This window comes from Paenibacillus sp. FSL H7-0350, assembly GCF_038593195.1.
GTDB lineage: Bacteria > Bacillota > Bacilli > Paenibacillales > Paenibacillaceae > Paenibacillus_AQ.
This window is the reverse complement of record NZ_CP151972.1, coordinates 7,188,700-7,200,671: the sequence shown is the minus strand read 5'-3', so window position 1 is coordinate 7,200,671 and position 11,972 is coordinate 7,188,700. Positions and strand designations below refer to the sequence as shown.

Annotated in this window: 12 protein-coding genes; 7 read left to right on the top strand and 5 right to left on the bottom strand. The window is 52.0% G+C overall.

The annotated features are described in order from the left end of the window. Window positions 1–30: 30 nt before the first annotated feature. The 4 genes from NYE24_RS32225 to NYE24_RS32210 form a co-directional block, all read right to left on the bottom strand. A complete protein-coding gene (locus NYE24_RS32225; RefSeq protein ID WP_036702218.1) occupies window positions 31–291 on the bottom strand; it encodes a metal-sensitive transcriptional regulator in 261 nt (86 codons plus the stop codon). A 16-nt stretch (window positions 292–307) separates the two neighbouring features. Beyond that, window positions 308–2,794 (bottom strand): CoA-disulfide reductase, encoded by a 2,487-nt coding sequence (locus NYE24_RS32220; RefSeq protein ID WP_342477588.1) that lies wholly within the window; start codon window positions 2,792–2,794, stop codon window positions 308–310. A 150-nt stretch (window positions 2,795–2,944) separates the two neighbouring features. After that, window positions 2,945–3,916 carry a 6-phosphofructokinase gene (gene pfkA / locus NYE24_RS32215; protein WP_036702222.1) on the bottom strand — a complete coding sequence of 324 codons (972 nt, stop codon included), beginning with the start codon at window positions 3,914–3,916 and terminating at the stop codon, window positions 2,945–2,947. Between the two features lie 64 nt (window positions 3,917–3,980). Next, complete coding sequence (locus NYE24_RS32210; RefSeq protein ID WP_342477587.1) at window positions 3,981–5,063, bottom strand: tetraprenyl-beta-curcumene synthase family protein; 1,083 nt, start codon at window positions 5,061–5,063, stop codon at window positions 3,981–3,983. A 193-nt stretch (window positions 5,064–5,256) separates the two neighbouring features. On the opposite strand from NYE24_RS32210, the gene NYE24_RS32205 reads away from it, so the two are divergent. Further along, window positions 5,257–6,501, top strand: coding sequence for an MFS transporter (locus tag NYE24_RS32205; protein ID WP_051494119.1), 1,245 nt, complete (start codon window positions 5,257–5,259; stop codon window positions 6,499–6,501). Window positions 6,502–6,802: 301 nt separating this feature from the next. On the opposite strand, the gene NYE24_RS32200 is transcribed toward NYE24_RS32205, so the two are convergent. Beyond that, window positions 6,803–7,000 (bottom strand): cold shock domain-containing protein, encoded by a 198-nt coding sequence (locus NYE24_RS32200; RefSeq protein ID WP_036702223.1) that lies wholly within the window; start codon window positions 6,998–7,000, stop codon window positions 6,803–6,805. Between the two features lie 172 nt (window positions 7,001–7,172). Here NYE24_RS32200 and NYE24_RS32195 point away from each other — a divergent pair, with 172 nt between their 5' ends. The 6 genes from NYE24_RS32195 (at window position 7,173) to NYE24_RS32170 (ending at window position 11,849) form a co-directional block, all read left to right on the top strand. Next, window positions 7,173–7,406, top strand: a complete 234-nt coding sequence (locus NYE24_RS32195) for a hypothetical protein (RefSeq protein ID WP_036702226.1) — start codon at window positions 7,173–7,175, stop codon at window positions 7,404–7,406. 6 nt (window positions 7,407–7,412) lie between these two features. Beyond that, the gene (locus tag NYE24_RS32190; protein ID WP_341024181.1) at window positions 7,413–7,583 is read left to right on the top strand and encodes a hypothetical protein; all 171 of its coding nucleotides are present in this window, start codon (window positions 7,413–7,415) and stop codon (window positions 7,581–7,583) included. Window positions 7,584–7,792: 209 nt separating this feature from the next. Further along, the gene (gene pepF, locus NYE24_RS32185; protein ID WP_076157925.1) at window positions 7,793–9,583 is read left to right on the top strand and encodes an oligoendopeptidase F; all 1,791 of its coding nucleotides are present in this window, start codon (window positions 7,793–7,795) and stop codon (window positions 9,581–9,583) included. An 84-nt stretch (window positions 9,584–9,667) separates the two neighbouring features. Continuing rightward, window positions 9,668–9,991: a lipopolysaccharide assembly protein LapA domain-containing protein gene (locus tag NYE24_RS32180; RefSeq protein WP_051494120.1), complete on the top strand. Its 324-nt coding sequence runs from the start codon at window positions 9,668–9,670 to the stop codon at window positions 9,989–9,991. A gap of 27 nt (window positions 9,992–10,018) precedes the next feature. Continuing rightward, a complete protein-coding gene (locus NYE24_RS32175; RefSeq protein ID WP_036702228.1) occupies window positions 10,019–11,062 on the top strand; it encodes a M42 family metallopeptidase in 1,044 nt (347 codons plus the stop codon). Between the two features lie 43 nt (window positions 11,063–11,105). Next, entirely contained in the window at window positions 11,106–11,849 is a 744-nt protein-coding gene (locus NYE24_RS32170; protein WP_256706764.1) for a hypothetical protein, read from the top strand. The last annotated feature ends 123 nt before the right edge of the window (window positions 11,850–11,972 follow it).

Genomic DNA, 11,972 nt, shown 5'->3' with positions numbered 1-11,972 from the left:
GAGATCCCCTTCGTCTGTGGCTGTTCTTCATCACCGGCTTTTTACAAGCAGATCTACCGCTTCCTTAATCACGTGTTCAGGAGAATTCCCCTTCGCCAGCTCTTCCTGGATACAGTGCTCCAGATTGTCTCCGATCACTGCACCAATAGAGCGGTCTACGGCTGTCCGGATCGCAGTCAGTTGATTGACAATCTCACGGCAATCCTTGCCTTCCTCCAGCATCCCCAGCACTCCTCTTACCTGACCTTCGATACGCTTCAACCGGTTGGTAATAGCTTTATCATATTCCACTGTCAATCAGCCCCCTCTAGATGAATAAATTCACGCCGGAGTCCTCGGCAGCTCCAAGATAGCTGGCAACACCGCCGAAGTCTACACCTTCGATCAGTTCTTCCTGCTTAATCCCCATGATGTCCATACTCATCGTACAGGCCATTAGCTTCACCCCGGCATTCATAGCCGCCTGCATAAGCTGTTCCAGGGAATCTACATTTTTGTGGCGCATCGTATACCGGATCATTTTGGCACCGAGCCCGCCCATATTCATTCTGGATAAAGGAAGCTTGCGTGTCCCCTTAGGCATCATCATGCCAAACATGGTCTCAAGACCCGACTTCTTCACCTGCGGAGACTGCGCGCGCCGAAGAACATTCAGCCCCCAGAAGGTAAAGAACATGGTGACCTGCTTGCCCATCGATGCGGCACCTATAGCAATAATGAACGAGGCAATGGATTTGTCCAGATCGCCGCTGAATACAACCATCGTTGTCCCTTCGTCGACCGCTGTCTGCGCGGCCTGAACGCCGGTGCTGTCCGACAGGTCTTGTCCTTTGCGTACCAGTGCCCTCACCTTGCCGCCGGAGACATCCACCGATTCCAGAGTGTTGTGAGTCTTGCTGCACCACTGCCCTATATCAGCAGCGAATCCAAAATCTGTAGCAAGAATCTCTACCTGCTGGCCTTCCTCCATTGCATTCACGGTTTCATATACTTTAAGTATAGGTCCTGGGCACTGTAGTCCGCGAGCATCCAGCACAAGACGCGGTTTACTGCTAAGTTGTTCCTGCTCGCGGACTATACTTGCTTGGGGCTGTTCCTTCAACTTCAAGGCTGGCACCTCTGGCTTTCCCGGATTGCCAGTCTGATTCCCCCTTACCATGGCTGCATATGTTTTGTAGCCTCCGTCAACGTTTCGTACTGCAAATCCATATTGGGTTAACATCCGGGCAGCAATGTAGCCGCGCAGCCCTACCTGACAGGATACGGCGATCTCCTGATCCCCCGGAATCTCTGTAAGCCGTTCTCTCAGCTCAGCCAGCGGAATATTGATAGAACCGGGGATATAACCGGCTACCCGCTCTATTTCGTCTCTGACATCAATGATAAGGCCGCCAGTGCGGGTGAATTCATCCACTTCATGCCATTGCAGATTGCGGACGAGTCCTTCCATCAGATTGGAGGCCACATAGCCCGCCATATTGACCGGATCTTTGGCTGAGGAATACGGCGGCGCATACGCCAGCTCCAGATCCGCCAGCTCATCAGCCTTAAGCTTGCTGCGGATAGCGGTGGCAATGACATCTATTCTTTTATCGACACCGGCACTGCCGACCGCCTGCGCTCCATATATCTCTCCGGACTGCGGGTTGAACAGCAGCTTGAGCGCTATCGGTGCAGCACCGGGGTAGTAGCCGGCGTGGGAATTCGGATGGATATGCACAGCTTCAAAGGGAACGCCCAGTGAACTAAGCGTCTTCTCATTATTTCCGGTCAGTGCAGCAGTCATATCGAAGAGCTTGATAATCGCAGTACCTAATGCTCCTGTATACGAGGCTTCCCGGCCATTGATATGATCAGCGGCCAAACGCCCCTGACGGTTGGCACCCCAGGCAAGGGACACCATAGTATCGAACCCCTGAACACGGTCCTTCACTTCAATGACATCTCCAACAGCATAGATAGCCGGATCACTCGTCTGCAGTGAAGCATTCACCTTAACCGCCCCGCGGATGCCCAGCTCAAGTCCACAGCCTCGTGCCAGGTCATTCTCAGGACTGACCCCAATCGCCAGAATAACCATATCCGTGCTAAGCTCCCCGCCTGAGGAGAGACGAACCAGACGGCCTTGTTGTTCAAAAGCCTCTACGCCCTCATTCAGCCGCAGCTCTACCCCATGCAGACGCATATGCTCCTCCAGCGGACGAACCATCTCCAGGTCAAGCGGGTTCAGAATCTGCTGTCCCCGGTCAATTACGGTTACGGCAAGCCCCCGTTCCCGGAGATTCTCAGCCATTTCAAGACCGATAAAACCTGCTCCAATTACAGTGGCATGCCGGGGGTGACGGCTGTCCACATATGCCTTGATACGGTCTGTATCCGGAATATTCCTTAGTGTAAACAGGTTATCCGCCTCAGCGATTCCGGGAAACGGCGGAACGATAGGCTTAGCCCCCGGAGAGAGCACTACAATATCATATGGAATGTGCAGCGTTTCACCTGTTGTAACATTGCGGCAATGTACCTGCTTGCGTTCACGGTCAATCGCCGTTGCCTCGGTGAAGATTCTCACATCGATATTAAAGCGCGCCTGTATACCAGCCGGTGTCTGCAGGAACAGCTTATCTCTTGAATCAATAGTCTCTCCAATATAATAAGGCAAGCCGCAGTTGGCAAAAGAAACATGCTCTCCCCGCTCTAAAATTATAATTTTGTCTTCTTCGTTCAGTCTTCTTAAGCGTGCTGCAGCGGATGCCCCTCCGGCAACTCCGCCGATAATGACTATAGTTCTGCTCATATTATTTTCCTCCCATTTGTATACCCCTATGGGTATTATAATATACGGGTGGGGGTATATAGTCAAGCCGAAAAACGGAGCAGTCTCTTCCGGTAATGGAAGGATGACTGCTCCGCTAAGAAATGGAGATTGGATGAATTCTTGGAGTTGTTACTGGGATAGACGGGAAGCCAATTCATACAGCTCGATATTGAAATCTTTCTTCGTGTTCACTACCTTGTCGATATCAGTAAGAACCAGTTCCCCTTTAATAATCCCGCATGCCTTGTCTGATTCGCCTTCAATCAGCTTGCGGACCGCGAAATCAGCCAGACGGCTGGCAAGGTTACGGTCTCCCGGAGTTGGAGTACCCCCGCGCTGAATATGTCCCAGAACCGTAACACGGGCATCCAGGGAAGCATGGCGGTCTTTGAGCGCCTGAGCAACATCCTCACCCTTGCCGACGCCTTCAGCCACAATGACAATACTGTGACGTTTGCCGCGTGCGAAATTATCCTTCATCCGGTCTGCTACCTCATTCAGATCATAAGGCATTTCCGGCACCAGAATCGTCTCCGCCCCGGAAGCAAGACCCGCATGCAGAGCGATGTCCCCGCAGTGACGGCCCATAACCTCCACGATGGATGAACGTTCATGGGAGGACATGGTGTCGCGCAGTTTATTGATCGCATCCACGACCACGCCTACGGCCGTATCGAATCCAATCGTGTAATCCGTGAAAGAGATATCATTATCAATGGTTCCCGGAAGAGCCATCGTCTTGATTCCCAGCTTGCTGAGCTTGTTGGCGCCATGATAAGAGCCGTCTCCGCCGATAACAACCAGACCGTCGATGCCGAGCTCATTCAGAATGTCAGCACCCTTCTGCTGGCCTTCCGGCTTCATGAATTCCAGACAACGTGCAGACTGAAGAACGGTACCTCCGCGCTGGATGATATCTCCGACACTGCGCAGATCCATCGGGAAAATGTCACGGTTCAAGAGGCCCTGATACCCGCGCTGAATGCCGAATACCTCAATTCCAAAGTAGATCGCGCTGCGGACAACCGCACGCACTGCGGCGTTCATCCCCTGGGAGTCTCCACCGCTGGTTAATACTGCGATTTTTTTTACGTTTGACATTCTGTTAGTTCCTCCTTAAATTTGTGCCGGTTTCTCCCCTTACCCGAAGAAGACCCAGCAGCATCTAATACATGTGTTTGCGTATCCAGCGGCTGTTGACGAAGAAGAAGAGTCTGGTCAGCGGACTATTCTTCATCAGCCTCCGGGATACCGAGCGGACCTCCCGCTGCTCACTAACCTTGGGATCGGATAAATACAGTGCCAGCAGTCCTTCGATGATCATACGGTGCATGGAGTTCTCGGGAAGACTCCGGACATCCTTGCGGGCCCACTCCACAATGGAAGCGATCCGGTTCAGCATCATATCCGTACTCTCATAATAATTGCAGAAATTGAGATCACCGCCGGCCCGGTCTTCATCCTGGTCAATCAGATAATCCAGCATGATATGCAGACCGCACACATGCGGAAAATAAGCAGCACGAATGGATGATGATGCCACTGTACTTAGCTTAGGATCACAGGACGCCAGAAAAAGCATAAATACGCCCAGAGTTGAACCGGTTGCGGCCGCGAATTCATTCCACTGGAGATGAGGCGCCCGGTGCCCCTCCTTCTCCCACCATTCCTTGAGGGCAGCTTCCCGGAGCTCCGGGTGAATGTGCTTATATACCTGAAGATCGGTATACAATACAGCCAGATTATAGACCTCTTCAGCAGCAGCGCCGTACCCGGGTAGCCGGGAGGTCATCTCCTGGCATTTGCGGACCAGTTTGTGCAGGTATCCTCCGTCATTCTGTTCCGTCCGCAGCGCGTAGTAGTTCACAGGCTCTGCGCCGGGGGTAACAGCATCCAGCATGGACTTATGCAGCAGACGGAAATCAGCCGGGTCCAGCGAAGTACTGCGGTCACACAGGTTGTCCAAATAATCACTGATCGTCTGATAAGCAACAATTAGCGGAATCAGTATATGTCTCATCGACAAATTGCCGGCGGCATAAATTCCGCCGCCTTCACAATGAAACTGCTTCGTTTCAATGCTGGCAAGCGCTTGCTTGCGGAGCTCGGGATCGGGAATTCCTTCTGCATCCTTGCGCCAGAAATCGAGACATGATCGCACTTCCGGCAGCACGTACTTATAGACCCTCTTCATGAGTCCAATAGGACCGCGCGGACTACGGTTACGGCCTTGCTCAAATTCATTCAATGACAGTGCCTCCACATTGTTGTCTCCTTATCCAAATCATGATTATTATAATATGCAGAGCGGATTTGTACAAACAACAAAATCACTTTCGCAAACTCTTGAAAGATTCAGAAAATCGATATTTTACGAAACCCCCGGCCTCTCCGCTTTATGCTATACTATACTTTTCTATATTCCAAAGGAGTGCACAATCATGAATGCGAGGCGGAGCGGCGGCCAATACAGTGATCAAAACTGGCTGCGATCCTTTATGTTTACGCTGTACGGCACCAGTGTGCTGGTTGTTTCTTATTTCCCGTTATTTTATGCCCACCTGGGCTTCAGCAGTCCGCAAATGGGTCTACTCTACTCCGTAGGCCCGCTAATCTCGATTCTCTCTAATCTGTTTTGGAGTATGATAAGCGACCGGCTGGGTACCGTCCGTAAGATTATGGCCCTCCTGCTTGGAGGCCAGCTGATTACCGCCATTATTCTGGCCAGAGCCACCGATTTTTCTAGTGTCATGCTTATTTTGTCCTTTTTCTATTTCTTCTATTACCCTGTTTTTCCACTGGCAGATACGATGGCTATCAAAATTGCCCAGCGCCACGGACGGAATTTCATCACCATCCGTGTATTCGGTTCGCTCGGATACTCCTTCTTCGCCCTTACAATCGGCTATGTACTCAGAACACTGGGACCTCAGTACAGCGTAGCGATTTGTATTGTGATTGTCGTAACTGCGCTTCTGATTACGATTGGGCTGAAGGATGTGAAGCGAACCGAAGCGGCACCACTCTCTGTAGACAAGGAGTCTATGGACAAACCGCTGAAGGGCTCCGGACTCCGGGAGATTCTGCTGCAAAAGGAAGTGCTGTGGTTCTTCGGCTCTGTCTTCCTGCTTGCCATCGGCTACCGGATGAACGAGGCCTTCCTGACGATCAGCCTCAAGGGCATGAATGCAGGAGATGAGATCGTGGGCTGGGCGCTGCTGGCTTCCGCGCTCAGTGAGATCCCCATCTTCTTCCTGCTCAGCAGATATGGCGACAAGTTCAAAGAGCTGCCGCTGCTCGCCTTTGCCAGCCTGATGTTCACGCTGCGCTTTCTGTTCATGTCGCTGGCCCAGGAGCCGGGTACCGTGGTTGCCATTCAGGCCATGCACAGTATTTCGTTCGGCATCTATTATGTAACCGCCGTCCGCTACATCACACGGATCATCCCTGATCATCTGCGGGCAACCGGAATGGCACTCTTCACCGTTGTATGGTCCAGCGGCGCAGGTCTGCTTAGCGGTACCTTCGGCGGGCTGATCTACCAGGACGCCGGCCGGAATATCTTCTATCTGGTCGCTACCGGCTTCTCGATTCTGGCCTTCATCGGCTTCCTGTCCAAGCATCTGTTGGACCTCGGGGGCGGCGCAGACCGTCCTCTAAGAAACAAAAGTAAGACCCCGCTCTGAGTGATTATGGGCGGGGGGAGGGTTCTAAAAAAAGAACAAAATCACCCTAACGGATCGGATGAACAAGATTACCTTCACACGAACACAATGTATGCTGTTTTTGACATACATTCGGGCCGTGTGCCGCTGTACCAGCCAATTTACACACACCTCAGTAGCAGGAAACTATAATTTTCTAAACTAAAAAAACACAGCCCCCGAAGGAACTGTGCTGCTCAAGCTGCCTGATATTACTCATGCCAGTGCGTGCTAGATCAAATATATATATTGCGGCTGACAGAAGCTCTGTCTTGGCCGTATTTTATAATTTAACTACGTTCGCTGCCTGTGGGCCACGGTTACCGTCAGTAACATCGAATTCTACCGCTTGGCCTTCATCCAAAGTCTTGAATCCGTCGCCTTGAATCGATGAGAAATGAACGAATACATCTTCGCCGCCTTCAACTTGAAGGAAACCATAACCTTTTTCTGCGTTAAACCATTTTACTGTACCTTTCAAATGAACAACCTCCTAAAAATACCGCCATATATGGCGTATGCTTACATTATACTCTTTCTATGCTTGTAAAGCAATCCATCTTTTCCCTGATTTCATGATTTAATTTGCTTTTCCCTTCTTCGGTGCGTTATCATTGACCCAAAAGCCAAAAATCGCCAGGGTGGTAATGATAATGATCAAAAAACATGAAATATACAAAACAGACAAGTGGAACATGATGACGGTGGAGGTTCAGGGACGTTATATTATCCTTCGTGAAATCTCCGACCAATGGGGGGAAGAAACACATACCTTCATGAGCCGTCCGGCTATGATGCAGTGGGTGAACAACCGCTTCAACAAAGAGTCTTACAAGGATAATGAAGAAGAGTACAAGAATATCATCGCAGCCTTCAAACAGGTGTAGTCCGGCATGAATAATGAGAGTCTTGTCACTTATGTCATTGTCGTCCTGTGTCTGGGTGCTGTACTGATTATGAGCAAGGACAAAATGCCCCCGCGCATGAAGCGCGGGATGGCATTGACCGCAGTCATTATGATTGCGCTGGCTTTTGTCTTCATTATTTATAGCCTGCTCACATAACTTCATCTGTAAGCACACTTATTTAATAAACATGAATTGGCAGGGCATACTAAGCAGACTTTGAGAATCAGGAGGCTGCCGTCATGTCCGTTACCGCCAAATCACTCCCGCTCCTGCTTGCGCTCAGCCTGCTGCAAGGAAATCTGTCGTCAGCGCTCCCGCAGGCGGAGAGCAGCCCAGCCGCATCCCAACTACCGAGGAGGATTTCTATGGAACAATTACCTAAGAGAAGTGAAGTGCCCGCCGAGAACCGCTGGAAGCTTGAAGATATGTTTGCTTCAGAGGAGCAATGGGATGCCGAATATAAGGAAGTGAAGGCACTGATCACAAGCGCTGCCGCCTTCCAAGGGAAGCTGGATTCTCCCGATGCCTTGAAGAAATGCTTCGAGCTGGACGATAAGCTGTCCTTGCTGACTGAACGCCTCTATGTCTATGCACATATGCGCCAGGATGAGGATACAGCAGCTCCGAAGTACCAGGCTCTCTCCTCTAAGGCCAAGAAGCTTGGCGTTGAAGCGGGTGAAGCTCTTTCTTTTGTCACACCTGAGATTCTGGCCCTGCCTGACGCGACGCTGAACCAGTTCATCGCCGACCCTTCGCTCTCCGACTACACCTTCACCTTGACTGAAATGAAGCGCGAGAAGGCCCATGTCCTGTCCAAAGCGGAAGAAGCCCTGCTGGCTCAGGTTAGCACGATCGCCCAAGCCCCGCAAACTGTATTCAGCATGCTGAATAATGCGGATCTGAAGTTCCCGAAGGTTAAGAACGAAGAAGGCAAGGAAGTCGAGCTAACCCACGGAAGCTATATTCAATTTCTCGAAAGCCCAGACCGTGAGGTACGCAAAAACGCATTCAAAGCGGTCTATGAAACTTACGGCAAGCAAAAGAACACTATTGCCGCCACGCTGAGCGCAAATGTGAATAAGAATGTCTTTTACTCCCGTGCGCGCAAATACCCTTCCGTGCTGGAGATGTCGCTCTACGGCGACAATATTCCGAAGGAAGTCTACACGAATCTGATCGATACGATTCACGAGAGTCTGCCGCTGATGCACCGTTATATGAAGCTGCGCCAGAAGCTGCTCGGGGTAGATGAGCTACATATGTATGACTTGTTCGCTCCGCTCGTGGACGAATATAAGCTGGATATTACTTTTGACGAGGCTAAGAAGATTACCAAGGAAGGCCTGAAGCCGCTTGGCGAGGACTACCTGAGTGTTCTGCAGGAAGGCTATGACAAAGGCTGGATCGATGTCTACGAGAACGAGAACAAACGCTCCGGCGCATACAGCTGGGGGGCTTACGGCACCCATCCTTTCGTGCTGCTGAACCATAACGATAATCTGAACAGCATGTTCACACTGGCGCATGAGATGGGTCACGCCCTGCATTCCTACTATTCGGACACGGCGCTGAAATACCGGGACGCGCAGTACACTATTTTCCTGGCGGAGGTTGCTTCTACTACCAATGAGGCGCTGCTGATGGATTACCTGCTGAACAAATCCACAGACCCGAAGGAAAAAATGTACCTGCTTACCTATTATGCCGACCAGTTCCGCACGACGGTATTCCGGCAGACGATGTTCGCTGAATTTGAGAAAATCATTCACCAGCGCGCCGAAGAAGGCGAATCGCTCACACCGCAGGATCTCTCTTCCATCTACTACGATCTGAATGTAAAGTATTACGGCAAGGATATGGTGATCGATCAGGATATTGAGATGGAGTGGGCACGGATTCCGCATTTCTATAACAGCTTCTATGTCTATAAATATGCTACCGGCTTCTCGGCAGCGACGAGCTTCGCCAAACAGATCCTGGATGAAGGCAAACCGGCGGTTGACCGTTACCTCGGCTTCCTGAAGAGCGGCGGCAGCGATTATTCCATCAATATCCTGAGCAAAGCCGGGGTGGATATGTCGTCTCCTGAACCGATCCGTGAAGCCATGAGCGTATTTGAGAGCGTGATTGAGCAGATGGAGCAGTTGACCAAATGAGGCAGAAAGCTTAGTATTACAGTAATCCCTTGCCCTCTGCGGGCAGGGGATTTGTATTGTCATAGATCCTGAGGAGGAAGATATATGAAATTTCAATGGTCACTTATATTAGGTTTATTTTTTGCACTGCTGACAGCTGTATTCGCAGTAATGAATGTCGATACGGTTCCGGTGAATTTCGGCTTTGACGTGGTCAGCATCCCGCTAATTCTCGTCATCCTTGGCTGTGCGCTGATTGGCGGTGTGGTGGTGGGTTCGTACGGGATTTTCCGCCAGTATAAGCTGCAGAAGCAGATCAAGAGCCTGAATGCCGAGCTTGCCAAGCTGCGTGACGCGGGAAGTATTAATATGGAGCCTATCCCTGCTGAGAGTGCCCCTTTTACTCCAGAAGGATCATCCCAGCTGTAATTCATAGACGAATAGGAGGAACTATCCTTGCTTAACATCCAGCCCAATGAAGAATATATCCTGAATCTGCTCAAAAAACTGCTCGACACCCCAAGCCCCAGCGGCTTCACCGCCCAGGTGATGGCTCTGGTGGCCGAAGAAGCGGCAGCGCTGGGTATTCCGCTTACCTGGAATGAAAAAGGCGGCGCGATGCTGAGTGTACCCGGACTTGATCCTTCGCGCACGATCGGCATCAGCGCCCATGTGGATACGCTCGGTGCCATGGTCCGCTCCATTAAGTCTAATGGTACCCTCCGTTTAACCTCTGTAGGCGGATTCAGTATGAACAGCATTGAGAATGAATATTGCATCATCCATACCCGCAGCGGCTTAACTTATACCGGTACAATCCTGACCAGTCATCCATCTGTGCATGTATATGCTGATGCCCGTGATTTCAAGCGTGCGGAAGAGAACATGGAGATCCGGATTGATGAGCTGGTCTCCACCAAGGATGATGTGCTGAAGCTGGGGATTTCGGTCGGTGATTTTATTTCGTTCGATGCAAGGGCGGTGCTTACCCCCAGCGGATATATCAAATCCCGTCATTTGGACGACAAAGCCAGCGTAGCTGCCTTATTCGGGCTGCTGGAGAGCATCCGGCGCGAAGGCTGGAAGCCGCTTCATAACCTGTCCCTGCTCATCTCCAACTATGAAGAGGTTGGTCATGGTGCTGCCTGGATTCCGGGTGAGATCAATGAGATGATCGCTGTGGACATGGGCGCGATGGGCGATGACCTCAGCTGCAAGGAGACGGATGTCTCCATCTGCGCCAAGGACTCCTCCGGCCCGTACGACTATGCTATGACCAGCCGCATGATCGAGCTGGCGAACGGTCTGGCTATACCCTTCGCGGTCGATATCTATCCGCAATACGGCTCCGATGCCTCTGCTGCGCTGCGTGGCGGAAATAACATCCGGGCCGCACTGATCGGACCGGGCGTACACGCCTCCCACTCCATGGAACGTACCCACAAGCAAGCTGTGCTGAATACGGCTAAGCTGCTGGCGGCTTATGTTGGGGCGAACTGATAGGGCGGCGCAGTTAAGGATTCTAGCTATAGGAGCGCTGCTGATGCTAAGCGCGCTCCTCTTTGCTGTGTTCCCGCTTACAGGTACAAGTCAGCGCGAGGTCTTCTCTGGCCTTCCGCATAACTACACCTATCGGGAAGCTGCAGGTCCGGGCGGGGTTCAACTGCATATGCTATCGCTGAACCCGGAGGATGTGGTGCTGCGGCGCGCTGGCTTACCGCTGCGTCAGATTGCCGCCTATGGGATCAATGGCGGCTTCTTTTACGGCGATGACCTGTTGTCCATCGCCATCATGAACGACCAGCCCGTGAACGATGAAGCCCGCAGCTACGGTTCTGGCTGGTTCAACGCGAAGTATGCGCGTGGAACGCTGGTCTGGGACGGTGCTGCGGGAGCCCTCAGCGTACAGGTCGCCGCCTCTGGCGATGACCTGGCGGTGAGCGACCGCAGCAATTACTGGGCGCAGGGCGGGATCAGCATGAACCTGCAGCAGGAAGAGCTGTGGGAGGCGGCTGCGACCGCAGAGCATTTGCCTTATGAGGGTGAGCGGCGCCTGCGCTCCGGGCTGGTCTATGACCAGTCCGGGAAGCTCTGGCTGCTCGTCACGAATTCGCTCTGCACGGCGGCGGAATTCCGCGCCGCCGTGCAGGAGACCGTCCCGGGCGAGGGACGGGAAGGGATTTTCCTCGACGGAGACGGCTCATCGCAGATGAACGCAGACGAGGCGGTACTGACCGGCGATTCACGGCCGGTCGTACAGATGCTTGCGGTGGCAGGCGGCAAATAGCCATGGCAGGTCACGCTCTACAGCAGTAGCCGCTGGAGTGAGTCGCTAAAGTTGGACGGGGACAGCCACTCACCTATTCGCTTCACAGCCGAATTGTCTCAATCAAGGCGGCGTAAAGAACTA

Coding starts and splice junctions, on each gene's coding strand:
- NYE24_RS32190 (WP_341024181.1), top strand. CDS start 7,413: ATGAATAATGAGAGTCTTGTCACTTATGTCATTGTCGTCCTGTGTCTG.
- NYE24_RS32205 (WP_051494119.1), top strand. CDS start 5,257: ATGAATGCGAGGCGGAGCGGCGGCCAATACAGTGATCAAAACTGGCTG.
- pfkA (WP_036702222.1), bottom strand. CDS start 3,916: ATGTCAAACGTAAAAAAAATCGCAGTATTAACCAGCGGTGGAGACTCC.
- NYE24_RS32195 (WP_036702226.1), top strand. CDS start 7,173: ATGATCAAAAAACATGAAATATACAAAACAGACAAGTGGAACATGATG.
- pepF (WP_076157925.1), top strand. CDS start 7,793: ATGGAACAATTACCTAAGAGAAGTGAAGTGCCCGCCGAGAACCGCTGG.
- NYE24_RS32220 (WP_342477588.1), bottom strand. CDS start 2,794: ATGAGCAGAACTATAGTCATTATCGGCGGAGTTGCCGGAGGGGCATCC.
- NYE24_RS32170 (WP_256706764.1), top strand. CDS start 11,106: ATGCTAAGCGCGCTCCTCTTTGCTGTGTTCCCGCTTACAGGTACAAGT.
- NYE24_RS32180 (WP_051494120.1), top strand. CDS start 9,668: ATGAAATTTCAATGGTCACTTATATTAGGTTTATTTTTTGCACTGCTG.